General features: G+C 68.4%; 14 protein-coding genes. 11 read left to right on the top strand and 3 right to left on the bottom strand.

Annotation, left to right across the window (positions count from 1 at the left end; translation table 11 throughout):
- The first annotated feature begins 9 nt into the window (after positions 1-9).
- Genes pheS through BLT60_RS22510 form a run of 5 tightly spaced genes read left to right on the top strand, consistent with a single transcriptional unit; the run spans position 10 to position 5,255 of the window.
- On the top strand, positions 10-1,107 hold the full coding sequence (gene pheS / locus BLT60_RS22530; protein WP_090880691.1) for a phenylalanine--tRNA ligase subunit alpha: 1,098 nt from the start codon (positions 10-12) through the stop codon (positions 1,105-1,107).
- On the top strand, positions 1,104-1,721 hold the full coding sequence (locus tag BLT60_RS22525) for a 3'-5' exonuclease family protein (RefSeq protein ID WP_090880687.1): 618 nt from the start codon (positions 1,104-1,106) through the stop codon (positions 1,719-1,721). Before pheS ends, BLT60_RS22525 begins: the two co-directional genes overlap by 4 nt.
- The gene (gene pheT, locus BLT60_RS22520) at positions 1,718-4,141 is read left to right on the top strand and encodes a phenylalanine--tRNA ligase subunit beta (protein WP_090880683.1); all 2,424 of its coding nucleotides are present in this window, start codon (positions 1,718-1,720) and stop codon (positions 4,139-4,141) included. The genes BLT60_RS22525 and pheT overlap by 4 nt, the downstream gene beginning before the upstream one ends.
- Positions 4,141-4,695, top strand: coding sequence for a dihydrofolate reductase family protein (locus BLT60_RS22515; RefSeq protein ID WP_090880681.1), 555 nt, complete (start codon positions 4,141-4,143; stop codon positions 4,693-4,695). The genes pheT and BLT60_RS22515 overlap by 1 nt, the downstream gene beginning before the upstream one ends.
- A gap of 59 nt (positions 4,696-4,754) precedes the next feature.
- Positions 4,755-5,255 (top strand): cyclic nucleotide-binding domain-containing protein, encoded by a 501-nt coding sequence (locus BLT60_RS22510; protein WP_090880678.1) that lies wholly within the window; start codon positions 4,755-4,757, stop codon positions 5,253-5,255.
- 34 nt (positions 5,256-5,289) lie between these two features.
- Here BLT60_RS22510 and BLT60_RS22505 read toward each other — a convergent pair whose 3' ends face one another.
- Complete coding sequence (locus BLT60_RS22505; protein WP_090880675.1) at positions 5,290-7,818, bottom strand: hypothetical protein; 2,529 nt, start codon at positions 7,816-7,818, stop codon at positions 5,290-5,292.
- 181 nt (positions 7,819-7,999) lie between these two features.
- Entirely contained in the window at positions 8,000-8,590 is a 591-nt protein-coding gene (gene ppa / locus BLT60_RS22500) for an inorganic diphosphatase (protein WP_090880673.1), read from the bottom strand.
- A 161-nt stretch (positions 8,591-8,751) separates the two neighbouring features.
- Here ppa and BLT60_RS22495 point away from each other — a divergent pair, with 161 nt between their 5' ends.
- From BLT60_RS22495 to BLT60_RS22480, 4 genes are all read left to right on the top strand, one after another.
- Positions 8,752-9,252, top strand: a complete 501-nt coding sequence (locus BLT60_RS22495; protein ID WP_175478591.1) for a Crp/Fnr family transcriptional regulator — start codon at positions 8,752-8,754, stop codon at positions 9,250-9,252.
- Positions 9,253-9,379: 127 nt separating this feature from the next.
- Positions 9,380-10,354: a thiamine pyrophosphate-dependent dehydrogenase E1 component subunit alpha gene (locus BLT60_RS22490; protein WP_175478590.1), complete on the top strand. Its 975-nt coding sequence runs from the start codon at positions 9,380-9,382 to the stop codon at positions 10,352-10,354.
- A 12-nt stretch (positions 10,355-10,366) separates the two neighbouring features.
- The gene (locus tag BLT60_RS22485; protein WP_090880667.1) at positions 10,367-11,395 is read left to right on the top strand and encodes an alpha-ketoacid dehydrogenase subunit beta; all 1,029 of its coding nucleotides are present in this window, start codon (positions 10,367-10,369) and stop codon (positions 11,393-11,395) included.
- An 89-nt stretch (positions 11,396-11,484) separates the two neighbouring features.
- Positions 11,485-12,591 (top strand): acetoin dehydrogenase dihydrolipoyllysine-residue acetyltransferase subunit, encoded by a 1,107-nt coding sequence (locus tag BLT60_RS22480; RefSeq protein WP_090880745.1) that lies wholly within the window; start codon positions 11,485-11,487, stop codon positions 12,589-12,591.
- A 23-nt stretch (positions 12,592-12,614) separates the two neighbouring features.
- Here the strand turns inward: BLT60_RS22480 and BLT60_RS22475 are convergent, their stop codons facing one another.
- Positions 12,615-13,697: an endonuclease/exonuclease/phosphatase family protein gene (locus BLT60_RS22475; RefSeq protein WP_210185665.1), complete on the bottom strand. Its 1,083-nt coding sequence runs from the start codon at positions 13,695-13,697 to the stop codon at positions 12,615-12,617.
- Between the two features lie 287 nt (positions 13,698-13,984).
- Between BLT60_RS22475 and BLT60_RS22470 the strand changes: the two genes are divergently transcribed.
- Entirely contained in the window at positions 13,985-14,833 is an 849-nt protein-coding gene (locus BLT60_RS22470; protein WP_090880664.1) for a DUF1206 domain-containing protein, read from the top strand.
- A gap of 77 nt (positions 14,834-14,910) precedes the next feature.
- Complete coding sequence (locus BLT60_RS22465; protein WP_244521393.1) at positions 14,911-15,609, top strand: phosphatase PAP2 family protein; 699 nt, start codon at positions 14,911-14,913, stop codon at positions 15,607-15,609.
- Positions 15,610-15,733 lie beyond the last annotated feature (124 nt).

Genomic DNA, 15,733 nt, shown 5'->3' with positions numbered 1-15,733 from the left:
GGGAAAACAATGAACACAATCGCCACCGCCGACATCGAAGCGCTGGAGCGCGACCTCGCCACCCGCATAGCCGGTGCCACCGATGACGCCGCCCTCGAAAGCGAGCGCGTCGCCGCGCTGGGCAAGAAGGGCGCCGTCTCCGAATTGATGAAGGGCCTCGGCGCGATGACGCCGGATGAGCGCAAGGTCATGGGCCCGGCGCTGAACGGCCTGAAGGAGCGTGTCACCCAGGCGATCGCCGCCCGCCGCGCCGTGCTGCGCGAGGCGGAGCTGACCCGGCGGCTCGAGCAGGAGCGCGTCGACGTCACCCTGCCGGTCCGTCCCTCCGGCCTCGAGACCGGCCGCATCCATCCGGTCAGCCAGGTGATCGACGAGATCACCGCGATCTTCGCCGATCTCGGTTTCGCCATCGCCGAAGGCCCGGATATCGAGACCGACTATTACAATTTCACCGCGCTCAATTTCCCGGTCGGCCATCCGGCTCGCGAGATGCACGACACCTTCTTCTTCAATCCGAAGGAGGACGGCGAGCGGATGCTCTTGCGCACCCACACCTCGCCGGTGCAGATCCGCACCATGGAGACGCAAAAGCCGCCGATCCGCGTCGTCATCCCCGGCCGCACCTACCGCTTCGATTCCGACCAGACCCACACCCCGATGTTCCATCAGGTCGAGGGACTGGTGCTCGACGAGGAGTCCACCGTCGGAACGCTGAAATGGGTGCTGGAGGAATTCTGCAAGGCCTTCTTCGAGGTCGACCAGGTCAGGATGCGCTTCCGTCCGTCCTTCTTTCCCTTCACCGAGCCGTCGATGGAGGTCGATATCCAGTGCGACCGCTCCGGTTCGGAAATCCGCTTCGGCGCCGGCGACGACTGGCTGGAAATCCTCGGCTGCGGCATGGTCCATCCCAATGTCATCCGCCATGGCGGCCTCGACCCCGACAAGGTCCAGGGCTTCGCCTGGGGCATGGGCATCGACCGCATCGCCATGCTGAAATACGGCATGCCGGACCTCCGCGCCTTCTTCGACGCCGATATCCGCTGGCTGAATCACTACGGCTTCCGCCCCCTCGACCTGCCGTCGCTGGCCCGGGGGCTGACGTTGTGAGTTCGACGCCAGCCCCGGCCTTCGTCGTCACCGATGTCGAGCTCGACGGCCCGAGCCCGCTGCGGAACTCGATGCTGAGCTTCGCCTCGGTCGCCATCGATGGCCGGGGCGCGGTACTTGACGAGTTCGAGGCGGTGCTGGCGCCGCGCGCCGACCGGGCGCCCGATGACGGCACCAGCGCCTGGTGGGCCACCCAGCCGGATGCCTGGGCCGAGGCCACCCGCGCTCCCCAGCCGGCCGAAACCGTCATGCCGCGCTATGCCGACTGGCTGGAAACCCTGCCGTCGCCGCGCCTTTTCGCCGCCCGGCCGCTGATCCTCGACGGCCCGTGGATCGACCACTATCTCGACACCTATGTCGGCTGCCGCGTCATCTCCCTGCCGCGGGCGAAGCGAGTGCTGTTCGCGGGCGCCGGCCTCGACATCTCCTCCTTCGCCGCCGCACTCGCCGGCCTCGATCACGTCACCGATCTCGGCAAGCGCCTGTCCGACGACTGGCTCGGCCACGTTCCCCACACCCACCGCGCCATCGATGACGCGCGCGGCTACGCCAACGTTCTCGCCCGCCTGCTCGCCATGGCGGCGACCCGCACCACCGAAGGCGCCCTGACATGAAATTCACCCTGTCCTGGCTCAAAGAGCATCTCGACACCATCGCCACCGTCGATGGCCTCGCCGACAAGCTGACCATGATCGGCCTTGAGGTCGAGGGCATCGAGGACCTGACCAGGGACTTCGCGCCTTTCCGCATCGCGCACGTCGTGTCGGCCGAGCCGCATCCCAATGCCGACCGCCTGCGGGTCTGCATGGTCGATGCCGGCGACGGCGATCCGGTCCAGGTTGTCTGCGGCGCGCCCAATGCGCGGGCCGGCATGAAGGGCGTCTTCGCCCCGGCCGGCACCCATGTCCCCGGCACCGGCGTCGACCTCAAGAAGGGCGTCATCCGCGGCGTCGAGTCGAACGGCATGCTGCTGTCAGAGCGCGAGCTCGGCCTCTCCGACGATCACGACGGCATCGTCGACCTGCCCGACGACGCGCCGGTCGGCACGCCGTATGCCGACTACGCCGGCCTCGACGATCCGGTCATCGATATCGCCGTCACCCCCAACCGCCCGGATGCGCTGGGCGTCTCCGGTGTCGCCCGCGACCTGGCCGCGGCCGGCGAGGGCAAGGCGATCGAGCATCCGGTCGAGCCGGTCAAGGGCGAGGGCGCCTGTCCGGTCACCGTGACGCTCGACTTCGGCGACACGGAGCCGCTTTGCCCGGCCTTCGGCCTGCGCCTCGTGCGCGGCGTCAGGAACGGCCCGTCGCCGGAATGGCTGCAGCGCCGTCTCCGCTCGGTCGGTCTCCGGCCGATCAACGCGCTGGTCGATATAACCAACTTCATCACCTACGACCGCTGCCGGCCGCTGCATGTCTTCGATGCCGCGAAAGTCTCCGGCAATCTCGTCGTCCGCCGCGCCCGCGACGGCGAGGAGATCCTCGCCCTCGACGGCAAGACCTACACGCTGGATCCCGAGATTTGCGTCATCGCCGACGATCGCGGCATCGAATCCCTTGCCGGCATCATGGGCGGCGAGGAGTCCGGCTGCACCGAGGAGACCGTCGACGTCCTCATCGAGTCGGCGCTCTGGGAGCCGCTCAACATCGCCCATACCGGCCGCCGTCTTGGCGTCCAGTCCGACGCCCGCCACCGCTTCGAGCGTGGCGTCGATCCCGCCTTCATGATCCCGGGCCTCGAGCTGGCGACCCGCATGGTGCTTGACCTCTGCGGTGGAACCCCCAGCGAAATCTTCGTCGCTGGCGAGGTCCCGCAGCCGGCCACGGTCATCGATTTCCCGGTCGCCGAGGTCAAGCGCCTCTCCGGCATCGACCCGTCGGTCAGCGACGTCACCCGCATCCTCGAAGACCTCGGTTTCGCCTGCAAGCCGCACCGCACCGAGGGCAGCGTTGTCGTCAGCGTTCCGACCTGGCGGCCGGACGTCGCCATCAAGGCCGATCTCGTCGAGGAGGTGGTGCGCATCATCGGTGTCGATCGCGTCCCGGTCACGCCGCTGCGCCGTTCGCCCGGTTCCCAGCGGCCGGTGCTCACCACGCTGCAGACCCGCACCCGCGGCGCCAAGCGGGCGCTCGCCGCCCGTGGCATGGTCGAGGCGGTGACCTGGTCCTTCATCTCCGCCCGCCAGGCCGAAGCCTTCGGCGGCGGCAAGCCCGAACTGATCCTCGCCAATCCGATCGCCGCCGACATGTCGGACATGCGGCCGAGCCTGCTGCCCGGTCTCATCGCCGCCGCCCAGCGCAACGCCGATCGCGGCTTTGACGATCTCGCCGTCTTCGAGGTTGGCCAGGTTTATCGTGGCGACGGCCCGACCGAACAGGATACCGCCGCCGCCGGGCTGCGCCGCGGCACCGCCGGTGTCAGTGGCGGCGGCCGTCACTGGTCCGGCAAGGCCGGGCCGGTTTCGACCTTCGATGCCAAGGCCGATGCCTTTGCCCTGCTCGAATCCCTCGGCCTGTCGACCGACAAGGTCCAGGTCACCGCCGACGCCCCGGCCTGGTTCCATCCCGGCCGGTCCGGCGCCATCCGCCAGGGCCCGAAGACCGTCATTGGCGCCTTCGGCGAAATCCATCCCCGGGTGCTGGAGGAACTCGACGTCTCCGGCCCGCTGGTCGGCTTCGAGATCATCCTTGAGGCGATTCCCGTGCCCAAGGCGCGCGCCACCAAGACCCGGCCGCCGCTGGCGCTCTCGGATCTCCAGCCGGTGCGTCGCGATTTCGCCTTCGTCCTCGACCGCGCGGTCGAGGCGGCGGCGGTGCTGCGCGCCGCGCAAGGCGCCGATCGCAAGCTGATCGCCGGGGTCTCGGTCTTCGACCGCTTCGAGAGCGCGGCGCTCGGCGCCGACAAGAAGTCGCTCGCCATCGAGGTGACCCTCCAGCCGACCGAGAAGACGCTGACCGACGAGGAGATCGACGCCACCGCCGGCAAGATCGTCGCGGCGGTCGAGAAGGCGACCGGCGGCACGCTCCGCGCCTGATGTCGCGCTGGGCGTTTCACGGTCACGCCATCGTCTCCGATGACGACCGGATCGCCGGTCCCGACGGCCTGACTCCGGAGTCGCTCCGCAACGATGCCGACTGGGCGCGCTTCCAGGCGGCCCTCGATGCGGCCGCCGTCACCATCCTCGGTCGCCTCGGCCACGAGGCCAACCCGAATGTCCGGGGCCGCAACCGGCTGGTGCTGTCCTCCGGTGTCCGGGACATCACGCGGCGCGACGACGCCTGGTGGTGGAACCCGGCCGGGATGCCGCTCGGCGAGGCCCTCGCCATCGCCGCTCCGCAAGGTGGTGTCGCCGTCGTTCCCGGCGGCCGTCTGGTCTTCGATTACTTCCTGAAGACCGGCTTCGACCAGTTCCATCTGGCCCGCGCCGCCGGTGTCAGCGTCCCCGGCGGGGTCCCGGTTTTCTCCGCCATTTCGTCGGGCAGCACTGCCGGCCAGTGTCTTGCGGCCGGCGGCCTCGTGGCGGATGCGCCGGAGGTGCTCGATCCGGCGGCCGACATATCGCTTACCCTATGGCGTCGCCGCGCTTGACGGATTCGTGACACGGGCGGACAGTAGCGGCCGGTTTGTTGCGTTTCGGGAGCCAGCCGGTGAACATCAGAGGCATCCTCAATTCGACGTCCTTCTTCAGCGTCGTGCTCGATGCCGGGCAACTCGACGACCTCGCGGCTGCGACCAGCGAAGTGCGCTTCGGTCGCGGCGAGGTCCTCATGCGCCAGGGCGAAATCGGTACGGCGATGTATGTCCTGACCGACGGCAAGGTCACCGTCAGCGTCCACCAGCCCGGCGGTGACAAGACCGTTGCGACGCTCGGCCCGGGCGAGGTGGTCGGCGAGATGGCGGTCATCACCGGCGAACGCCGCAGCGCGACCGTCAAGGCCAAGGGGCGCGTCACTGCGCTGGAGATCACCAAGGCGGCATTGGCGCCGCTGCTTGCCGCCGAGCCCAAGCTCGCCCATCGCTTCGGCACGATGATCGAGCAGCGCACCGGCGAACTGACCGGCCGGCGCGACAAGGTCCGGCAGTCGATCAGCGTCGGTCTCGGCCGCGAGCAGATCGCCGCGCGGATGACGAGTTACTATTCCGGCTGAGCCGGGGTCCCCCGCGGCTCTCGCCCGGGCCGGATCAGATCACGAAGAAGTCGTCGTGATCGAGAATCGTGCCCTTGTCGACCTTGGCGAACAGCGTCTCGCCGCCCGCCTTGCTGCCATTCTTGTCGTAGCTGATCTCCCCGGATTTCACCGAGTAGATGATGTGGTCGTTCTTGTCCTTCGCCTTGTTATAGGCGAAGAATTTGGCCTTCAGCTCGCCGCCGTCGCCGATCTTCTTGAAGATCGTGTGGTCGAGCTGGATGACGTCATCGCCCTTGCCGAAATCGGTAATCTTGTCGACATTCTTGTTGCTGAGCTTGGTGGTGAAGGCGAAGGCATCGTCCCCGTTGCCACCGGTCAGCTTGTCCTTGTTCTTGCCGCCGTCGAGGATGTCGTCGTCCTTGCCGCCGTTCAGCTTGTCCTTGGCGTTGCCGCCCGAGAGGTTGTCCGCGCCCTCGTTGCCGAAGAGCTTGTCCTTCCCGCGGTTGCCGTAGATATCGTCGTCGCCGCCGGCGCCGGACAGCTTGTCCTTGCCGGCCTTGCCCTTGATGATGTCGCCGCCTTCCGTCGCGGGCAACTGGCCGAACACCGTGTTGGTGGTGTTGACCAGGTCGGCATTCGGCGTGCCGATGATCACCGCCTGGATTGCGGTCAGCTCGACGTCGTTGCCGTCGCCGCCCTTGTAGGTGATCGCGAAGGCCCGGCCGTCGGCGACGAACTGCGCCCCCTCGGCCAGCCCCGCGAAGGTTCCGGCAACCGCGTCGGTGCCGTCGTTGGCGATGATCGTGAAGCTGTCGCCGAATTGCGGATCGAAGTCATCGATCAGCGCCACGGTAAGAACCGCGCCGGGAAGCGCCACCGTGCCGTTGACGACGACACGGTCATAACCGCCGGCCCCCGCCGTCGTGCCGCCGAGCTCGGCGGTCATCAGGCCGCCAGCCGAGAAGGCGAGGTCGCCGGTCGTCAGGATCCCGGCGCTGGCGCCGGCTGCCAGCGTGCCGCCCGCCTCCACCGATACCGCGCCGGTGGTGCCATTGCCGCCAAGCGTGCCGCCGGAGCCCACAGTGGTCGCCGAGCCGGCGATCGACCCGTCGACCTGGAGCAGGCCGGCCGCCACCGTCGTCGGCCCGGTGTAGATGTTGTCTCCGGAAAGGATCAGCGTCCCCGCGCCGTCCATCGACAGCGACCAGGCGCCGGGCGTATAGCCCGCCGGCGGCGTATACCCGGCGTCGACGACGCCGGTCTCGTCGGCGATCGCGTCGCTGATCGTCGTCGTCTCGCCTGCGCCGGGGTTGAAGGCCAGCGCGCCGCTGCCTTGCAGGAACAGGCCGCTGCCCGCCGCGATTCCGTCGCTGCCGGTGAGAGCGGTGTCCGCGGCAATGTTACCCGCGCCGCCACTCACCCCGCCGCCGGTCACCGAACCGGCGCCCACGGTCAGTTGCCCGCCCTCGCGGACGAAGATCGCGCCACCGAAGCCGGCGCCGCCGCCACCACCACCACCGACGTGGTCCTCGGGGTCGGAGCCGGTCACGCCAAGGCCGCCGCCGCCACCGCCAAAGCCTCCGTCGCCGGTGTCGCCACCGATGACCGGGGCCGCGCCGCCGCCGCCGCCGCCGAATCCGCCGTCGCTGCCCGGGCCGATGCCGATGATCGCGCCGGTGCCGCCGCCGCCGCCGCCAAAGCCGCCGTCGCCGCCGGTCTCGCCGAGGTCGATGATCTCGCCGCCACCGCCACCGCCACCGCCAAAGTCGCCGCCGGCCGCGCCCTGCTGGCTGGTCGCCGTTGTTCCGCCGATACCGCCGCCGCCGCCGCCACCACCGCTGCCCACGGCGTCCTCGCCGCCGCCGCCACCACCGCCGCCTCCACCGTCTATGCCGCCGGTTCCACCGGTACCGGTGTGGCCACCGCTGTCGCCGGCGCCGCCCGAGGCCTCGCCTGCGGCAATCCCCGCCGCGCCGTCGTCGCCGTCTCCGCCACTGCGCATGCCGCCGCCGCCGCCGTCCGCCTCAAGGCCGCCGCCACCGCCGCCGCCGCCGAAGATGCCGAAGGTGATGGCGTCGTCGTTGCCTGGGTCAAAGAAAAGGTGCGGCGCGTCGCCGCCGTCGCCGCCCATGCCGCCGCCGCCGCCGCCGCCGGTGACCAGGGCGCCGCGGCCGCCATCGCCGCCGGTCGCACCGTTTTCGGCGAAGGCGACATTGGAGATGGTGACGTCGGCGCCGGAATTGACGAACAGCGCCCCGCCGGCGCCCATGCCGCCGCCGCCGGCCGAACTGCCGTCTCCGCCGTCGCCGCCCTCGGCCAGCCCGTTGGCCAGCGTGACGTTCTGGATGGTGATGTCGCCGCTATTGGCGAAGAAGATCCGGTGCGCGTTCTGGCCGTCGATGGTGAAGCCGTCGCCGTCGATCACCAGCGCCGTGCCGCCCTGCGGGTTGAGGATGGTCGGTGCGCCGGTCAGTGCGAAGGATGATGTCAGGGTGATCGTGTTGACGGCATCGCCGCTGGCATTGGCGCTTGCGATGGCGGTGTTCAGCTCGGCAAGGGAGCCTGCGAAAAACTGGGCCATTCTTCCTCCGGACGGTTCGGCGCGGGTCGCGGCCCGCAGGATTCTCCACGCATTGCACATGCGCCTGATTGAAAAGGGCTGCGTCGACGCGCAGCCGTGAATCGAATGCTAGTGCAGCAGCACTCGGAATGCGAGATACCAAATACCCAGTATTTATTTCAAATCAGTGACTTGGCTGTTTTCAGCTTTTGGCCTTCCTGCTGCGGGCAACTTTCGCGGGCTTTGTCGTCCCGGCCCGCTTCGCTGGCTTCTTCGCCCGCGCGATCGCCTCGACGATCAGTGACTTTGCCTCGTCGGCGTCGCCCCAGCGCAGCACCTTGACCCACTTGTCGGGCTCGAGGTCCTTGTAGTGCTCGAAGAAATGTTTGACCTGCTCGAGGGTGATCTGCGGCAGTTGCGAAACGGTTTTCACCGAGTGATAGCGCATGGTCAGCTGGTTGCTCGGCACGGCGACGATCTTCTCGTCATTGCCCGACTCGTCCGACATCATCAGCACGCCGATCGGTCGGACATTCATCACCGCCCCCGGCATGATCGCCCTGGTGTTGGTGACGATGACGTCGATCGGGTCTCCATCATCCGACAAGGTGTGCGGCACGAAGCCGTAATTGCCGGGATAGCGCATTGGCGTATAGAGGAAACGGTCGACGAACATGGCGCCGGAAGCCTTGTCGAGCTCGTATTTGATCGGCTCGCCCCCGACTGGAACCTCGATGATCACGTTGACATCTTCTGGCGGGTTCTTCCCGAGGGGTATGGCGTCGATCCGCACGGAGTTGGCTCCTTCGGCAGGGTCTTGGGCAGGGGGCGGCGCTCGTCGGCGGCGCGTTTCCCCAGCCATAGCTCGATATGGTTGACAATCTGCGAACCGCGGCACGGTTTCTTGACCGCGGCGGCGGCCGGGTAGAAAGTCGCGGCGCCAGGGAGGCCCTCATGCAGCCACGCGATATCCTCGCCGCCAATCCCTTTTTCGCCGATCTGCTCGGTCCGGCCGAACTCGACGCCCTCGCGAAACGGGCGGCGGTCCGAACCTTTCCGCAGGGCTCGTTCCTGATCAGGGAGGACGATGCCGGCACCTCGCTGTTCATCATTGCCGACGGTGCGGTCGATATCGATACAGGCGATCGCCGAACCGGAAAGCACATCGCTTCCGGCGGTCCCGGCACCATCGTTGGTGAGATGTCGCTGATGACCGGCGCGCGGCGAAGCGCCAACGTCATCGCTACCAGCGATGTCACCGCCGTCGAGGTCACCAGCGCGGCGCTCGAGCCGATCCTCGCCGGTTCGCCGGCGCTGGTCGATCGATTCGCCGAAATGCTCACGGCGCGCCAGGCGGAACTCGACCATGCCTATGGCGCCGGGGGCCTGGGCGGCCTCCTTGCCGGCCGCGATCTCGCCGGCATGATCCGCGGCTTCTTCGGCATGCGCGGCTGACGTCGCGCCCGGGTGCTTGTCCCATCATGGCGGGCGCCCGCACCGCCGCACTTGCCAGCCACCCGCAAGAGCATATCATCCTCCCCAACAACAAGACGTCGAAACGTTGCGATGGGAGGAAATGACGATGGCGAGTGGCATGCAGTTGTCGCGCGATGAGCTTGGCGCGGCTTATCGGAGAATGCGGACGATCCGCGAATTCGAGGACGCGGTTCATACCGAGTTCGCCGCCGGCACCATCCCCGGCTTCGTCCATCTCTATGCCGGCGAGGAAGCCTCGGGCGTCGGTGTCTGCATGCATCTCGACGAGCGCGACGCCATTGCCTCCACCCATCGCGGCCACGGTCATTGCATCGCCAAGGGCGTCGAGGTCGGGCCGATGATGCACGAGATCTTCGGCCGCAAGGAAGGCCTGTGCGGCGGCAAGGGCGGCTCGATGCATATCGCCGACCTGTCCAAGGGCATGCTCGGCGCCAACGGCATTGTCGGCGCCGGGGCGCCGCTGGTCTGCGGCGCGGCCCTGACCGCCAAGCTCCTCAAGACCGGCGGCGTTGCCATCTGCTTCTACGGTGACGGTGCCTCCAACCAGGGCGCCGTGCTGGAAAGCTATAATCTGGCGAAGATCTGGAACCTGCCGGTGGTCTTCGTCGCCGAGGACAACGGTTATGCCGAGGCGACCGCCTCCGCCTGGTCGGTCGGCGGCACCCAGAAAGGCCGCGGCGAGGGCTTCGGCCTCCCGTCGCGCGAGGTCGATGGCGGCGATTTCTTCGCCGTCTACGAGGCCGCCGGCGAGGCGATCGAGCGGGCGCGATCCGGCGGCGGGCCGTCGCTGCTCCACGTCAAGCTCAACCGCTTCTACGGTCATTTCGAGGGCGACGCCGGCACCTACCGCCTGCCCGAGGAAGTCGAGGCGGCGCGCAACGCCGACCCGATCGAACTCTTCCGCCAGCGCATCGTCGAGGCTTCGCTGATCGACGCCAGCGAACTCGATGCGGCCGATCGCGAGATCGAAGCCGAGATCCGCGCCTGCATGGTAGCCGCCAAGGCCGCGCCGATGCCGGGCGAGGCCGATCTGATGACCGATATTTACGTGGCGTATTAGGGGGGCGGACCGATGTCGAAGAAAAGCTATCGCCAGGCGATCAACGAAGCGATGCGTCAGGAGATGGAGCGCGACGAGCGCGTCATCCTGATGGGCGAGGATGTTGCAGGCGGCACCGGCGCTGCCGGCGACCAGGATGCATGGGGCGGCCCGATGGGCGTCACCAAGGGCCTGCGACCGCAATTCGGTCCCGACCGCGTCCTCGATACCCACCTTGCCGAGATCTCCTTCGTCGGCGCGGCGGCGGGTGCCGCACTCACCGGCCTGCGCCCGATCGTCGAGTTGATGTTCGTCGATTTCATGGGCGTCTGCTTCGATCAGATCCTCAACCAGACCGCCAAGTTCCGCTACATGTTCGGCGGCAAGGCGGTGACCCCGCTGACCATCCGCACGATGTATGGCGCCGGCTTCCGCGCCGCCTCGCAGCACTCGCAATGCCTCTATCCGGTCTTCACCCATATCCCCGGACTCAAGGTCGTGCTGCCGTCGAACGCCTACGAGGCCAAGGGCCTCCTGATCCAGGCGATCCGCGACGACGACCCGGTCGTCTTCTTCGAGCACAAGGCGATGTATGACGACGAGATGGAGGTGCCGGACGAGCCCTATGCCATCCCCTTCGGCGAGGCCAATGTCACCCGCGAGGGTGACGACGTCACCATCGTCGCCTTCGGCCGCATGGTGAATTTCGCCAACGAGGCGGCCGACAATCTCGCCCGCCGCGGCATCTCCTGCACGGTCGTCGACCCGCGCACCACCTCGCCTCTCGATACCGAGACGATCCTCGAGACGGTCGCCGAGACCGGCCGCCTCGTGGTTGTCGACGAGGCGCATCCGCGCTGCGGCATGGCCGGCGACATCGCCGGTCTCGTCGCCGAGCATGCCTTCGATTCGCTGAAGGCGCCGATCAAGCTGGTCACCGCGCCGCACGCGCCGGTGCCCTTCTCGCCGGCGCTGGAGGACATCTACATCCCGGGCGTCGACAAGATCGAGGCGGCGGTCGCCGCCGTGCTCGACCACGACCGCAAGGTCGCCGCCGAATGACCGTCGAAAGCCGTCGCCCGACGCGCATCCCCAATTGGTGGGAGCCGGAGGACGACGGCGACAAAGCATCAAGCCCGGAGGAAAATCACATGGCCGAAATCCAGCCGATCACCATGCCGAAATGGGGCCTTGCCATGGAGGAGGGCATGCTCGCCCGCTGGGCCGTCGATATCGGTACGCCGATCGAGCTCGGCCAGGAGATCATGGACATCGAGACCAGCAAGATCGCCAATGTCTTCGAGAGCCCGGTCACCGGCGTCCTGCGCCGCCGCGTCGTCGCCGACGGCGACACCGTGCCGGTCGGCGCGCTGCTCGGCGTCGTCGCCGCACCGGAGGTTTCCGAGGAAGCCGTTGACGATTTCGTCCGCACCTTCCTCGAGGGCTTCGTCCCGGAGGAGGCCGGCGCCGCCAGTGGCCCGTCGGCCGAGACCGTCGAGGCCGGCGGCCGTCGCATCCGCCGCCTCAAGGCCGGCCCCGACACGGGCAAGCCGATCGTTTTCATCCACGGCTTCGGCGCCGACCTGTCGACCTGGATGCTCAACCAGGCAGCGCTCGCCGAGGATCGCCCGGTCCATGCCATCGACCTGCCCGGCCATGGCGGCTCGGAAAAGGCGCTGGACGACGGTTCGCCCGCCGGTCTCGCGACTGCCGTCATCGACTACATGGACGCCGAGGGGATCGAATCCGCCCATCTCGTCGGTCACTCGCTCGGCGCCGCGATCGCCGCCACCATCGCCCTCGATGCGCCGTCCCGCGTCGACGGGTTGACGCTGGTCGCCCCGGCCGGGTTCGGGCCTGAGATCGCCGGCGACTTCATCGCCGGCTTCATCGCCGAGAGCCGCGCCCGCAAGCTCCGTCCCTGGCTCGAGATGCTGGTCGCCGACCCGCAGATGGTCACCGCCGAAATGGTCGAGGACGTACTGAAGTTCAAGCGCCTCGACGGTGCGCTGGCAGCCCTTCAGGCCGTCGCCGCGGCCAATTTCGACGGCGACGCCCAGCGTCATTCGCTGCGCGACCGCCTCGCCGATATCGCCGCCCCGGTCCATGTCGTGTGGGGCGCGGAGGACCGCATCCTGTCGGTTGCCCATGCCGAGGGCCTGCCGGCGAATGTCACCGTCACCGTCATTCCCGGCGCCGGTCATATCGTCCACATGGAAAAGGCCGCCGACGTCAACGCGCTGATCGCGGGGGCTTAGCCAGCTAGCCGGAGCCGGCGCGATCACTTCTCCCAGTCGCTGCCGATCGGCTTGCGGTCGAGCGTCTTCGCCTCGGCGACCACCTCCGCCGCTTCCTCCGTGTCGTCGGCATCGGCCGCCTCCGGCGTCTCGCCGCTCGCCTCCTCGGCCAGCAGCGCCAGGGCGAAGAGCATCGGGAAATGGTCCGAGCCGATCGCCGGCAGCCGGGCCAGGTCCGCGACCCGGAAGCGGGCGTCGTGAAAGAGGTGGTCGAGCGGCCAGCGCATGAACCGGTAGCGTGCGTCGAAGCTGTTGAAGAAGCCGCGGCCGACGCGCGGGTCGAGCAGCCCGCTCAGCCGCTGGAAGCGCCGTGTCGATCGCGACCACGCGACGTCGTTGAGGTCGCCGGCGACCACCGCCGGCAGGTCGTCCTCTTTGGTATCCTCCGCAGTCAGGATCAGTTCGCCGTCGCGGCCGAGCGTATCGGCATGGGGCACCGGCGGCTCGGGGTGGATGACGTAGAGCGCGAAGCGCTGCCCGTCCGGCGTCTCGACGCTGGCCCGGATCGACGGCACCTCCTCCATCAGGCGGAAGCGCACCGTGGCGTCGGTCAGCGGCAGGCGCGAGAACAGCGCCATGCCATAGGCGTTGTCCTGCGGCTGCTCGACGACGAAGGGATAGCGTTCCCGGATCGGCGCCAGCGCCGTGAGCCATGCCGCGTCGACCTCGACCAGGATCACCATGTCCGGGTCCTGCTCGGCGAGCAGGTCGATCAGCGCGTCGTAGCGCCGGTTCGACATCTTGACGTTGGCGGCGACCATCCGGAAGACCGCCGCCCCGTCCCCGTCGAAGGGCAGCGACTGCACCCGCCACAGCCGGGTATAGCGCAGGCAGACATACCCCTGCGCCAGCAGCACCGCGCCCTGGACGACCAGTAGCCCGATCGCCAGCGGGTCGGGCAGCAGGAAGAGGCTGACCACCGCCAGCAGTGCCGCGATCGCCATGATCTGCAGGCGCGGAAATTCGCAGGCCCGCACCGCGCCATGCGCGATCGGCAACAACGGCGCGAGGGTCATTCCCGCAACGATCAGGGTCAGGACGCCAAGCGCCAGGAAGACGAGGAACACCGGCAACCCCTCCAGGGGAACGCCGCCCGCGATGTCGGGCGGCTATGTCCATCGGGCGAGTATGCGGCGCGCCCCGAAACAAATCCACCAATCCAGAGGAGTCGCGCGATCGTCGGGCCTCTTTCCGCGCGACGCACAGCCCGTGACCTGGCGTATCCGCCGCCGTTCACAGGCGAGGGGACCATGTGCAGGATGGTGGAGGGGGCACGCCGCCGCTCCGCGTCACGTCATCCGGAACAAATCCACCAATCCAGGGGTTGTCCCAGAATACCTCCTTGGAGCACCGCATGGCGCGAGACGATTTTTCCTGGGCGATCCCGGTGATGCGGGCCGGTTATGCCGGCCGCGGCCTCGTCTATCTGTGCGTCGCCGGCTTCTCCCTCTACGCCATCTGGTATGGCGGCCAGGCGAGCGGCACGTCCTCGGCGCTCAGCCAACTCGAAAGCACCGCCTGGGGCAGCGTTGTCCTTTTCCTGATCTTCCTCGGCATGGTCGCCTTCGCCGTCTGGCGTGGCGTCAACGCCGTCTTCGATCTCGAGGACCGCGGTACGGACGGCAAGGGCCTGGTCGCCCGCGCCGCCCTGATCGTCTCCGGCTTCATTCACCTCGGTCTTGCGGCGCTGGCCTTCACCCTGCTTTTCACCGATGGCGGGGAGGGCGGCGGTTCGTCCCTCGCCGCTTGGCTGTCGGCGATCATGCAATGGCCCGGCGGGCGGTGGCTGGTCGCGCTCGGCGGCTTCGTGATTGTCGGCGTCGGCATCTACTATGCCTACCGCGCATGGCGCGAAAAATACCGCCACCGCCTCCAGGCCAATCATTTTACAGAGCACTGGGACTGGCTGCTGAAGGCCGGGCTGGTCGCCAAGGGCCTCGTCGTCGTGATTGTCGGCATGCTCTTCGTCTACGCCGCATGGCGCGCCGACCCCAATGCGGCGGGCGGCACCGGCGATGCCTTCGCCTGGCTGACCGGACAGCCTTACGGCCAGGTTCTCGTCGCGGCCATCTGCCTCGGCCTCCTCGGCTACGCCCTCTTCTGCTTCGTCAACGCCGCCTTCCGCGACATCCCCAAGGTCTCCGGCGGCGCCATCGAAACCCTGGAAGCCAAGCTGGCCTCGACCGTCAGGCAGGCGTTATAGCGTGGGGTTCCTTCTTCATTGACGGCCTTTGACCCGTGAAAGCTCTCCGATCGTCAGGAACCCGCCTCCGGAACTTGGTGGCCGCGGAGTGGCCCATCCTCGTCACCCTGCTCCTTCCCGCCGCGTGCATCTGGGCGTTCGTCGCTTTGGCCGACGAGGTCATCGAAGGCGAGACGAGCACGATCGATTCCGCGATCCTTCTCGCCCTGCGCAACCCCGCCGACCTCGCGGATCCGCTCGGGCCGAAATGGCTCGAGGAGATGATGCGCGACTTCACCGCGCTGGGCGGCGTCGGCGTCCTGACCCTGATCATCATCGGAACCGCGGTCTATCTCCTCCTCATTCGCAAGCGGCGGGCAGCGCTCGCCATGACCGTCGCCGTCGCCGGAGGCATGCTGGCGAGTTCGCTGCTCAAGCTCGGCTTCAGCCGTCCCCGCCCCGAACTCGTGCCGCACGAGGCCTTCGTCTACACAACCAGCTTCCCGAGCGGCCACTCGATGATGTCGGCGGTGGTCTACCTGACGCTGGCGGTCATGGTCGCCCGCGTCCAGACGGATTGGCATGCCCGGGTCTTCGTGCTCGCCGCGGCGGTGTTCGTCTGCCTGCTCGTCGGCGTCAGCCGCGTCTATCTCGGCGTCCACTGGCCGACGGACGTGCTCGCCGGCTGGGCGCTCGGCTCCGCCTGGGCCATCGGCTGCTGGGCCGTCGTCCTCGTCCTGCAGCGTCGCGGCGAGATCGAAGCGCCCGGCGAGACGGACCCGGCTCCGGTGAACTAGGGCCGCCGGACACCGTGCGGGGCACCGCGCATTCGAGCCGCCAATGACCCGGCCGATCCTCCCCCGTTCACGGGGGAGGGGGACCATGCGCAAGCATGGTGGAGGGGGCGCGCGGCGCTCGCGG

The organism is Bauldia litoralis (assembly GCF_900104485.1).
GTDB classification, from domain to species: Bacteria; Pseudomonadota; Alphaproteobacteria; order Rhizobiales; family Kaistiaceae; genus Bauldia; species Bauldia litoralis.
This window is presented reverse-complemented; position numbering and strand designations above follow the sequence as displayed.

Coding starts and splice junctions, on each gene's coding strand:
- pheS (WP_090880691.1), top strand. CDS start 10: ATGAACACAATCGCCACCGCCGACATCGAAGCGCTGGAGCGCGACCTC.
- pheT (WP_090880683.1), top strand. CDS start 1,718: ATGAAATTCACCCTGTCCTGGCTCAAAGAGCATCTCGACACCATCGCC.
- BLT60_RS22515 (WP_090880681.1), top strand. CDS start 4,141: ATGTCGCGCTGGGCGTTTCACGGTCACGCCATCGTCTCCGATGACGAC.
- BLT60_RS22505 (WP_090880675.1), bottom strand. CDS start 7,818: ATGGCCCAGTTTTTCGCAGGCTCCCTTGCCGAGCTGAACACCGCCATC.
- BLT60_RS22495 (WP_175478591.1), top strand. CDS start 8,752: ATGCAGCCACGCGATATCCTCGCCGCCAATCCCTTTTTCGCCGATCTG.
- BLT60_RS22490 (WP_175478590.1), top strand. CDS start 9,380: ATGGCGAGTGGCATGCAGTTGTCGCGCGATGAGCTTGGCGCGGCTTAT.
- BLT60_RS22485 (WP_090880667.1), top strand. CDS start 10,367: ATGTCGAAGAAAAGCTATCGCCAGGCGATCAACGAAGCGATGCGTCAG.
- BLT60_RS22480 (WP_090880745.1), top strand. CDS start 11,485: ATGGCCGAAATCCAGCCGATCACCATGCCGAAATGGGGCCTTGCCATG.
- BLT60_RS22470 (WP_090880664.1), top strand. CDS start 13,985: ATGGCGCGAGACGATTTTTCCTGGGCGATCCCGGTGATGCGGGCCGGT.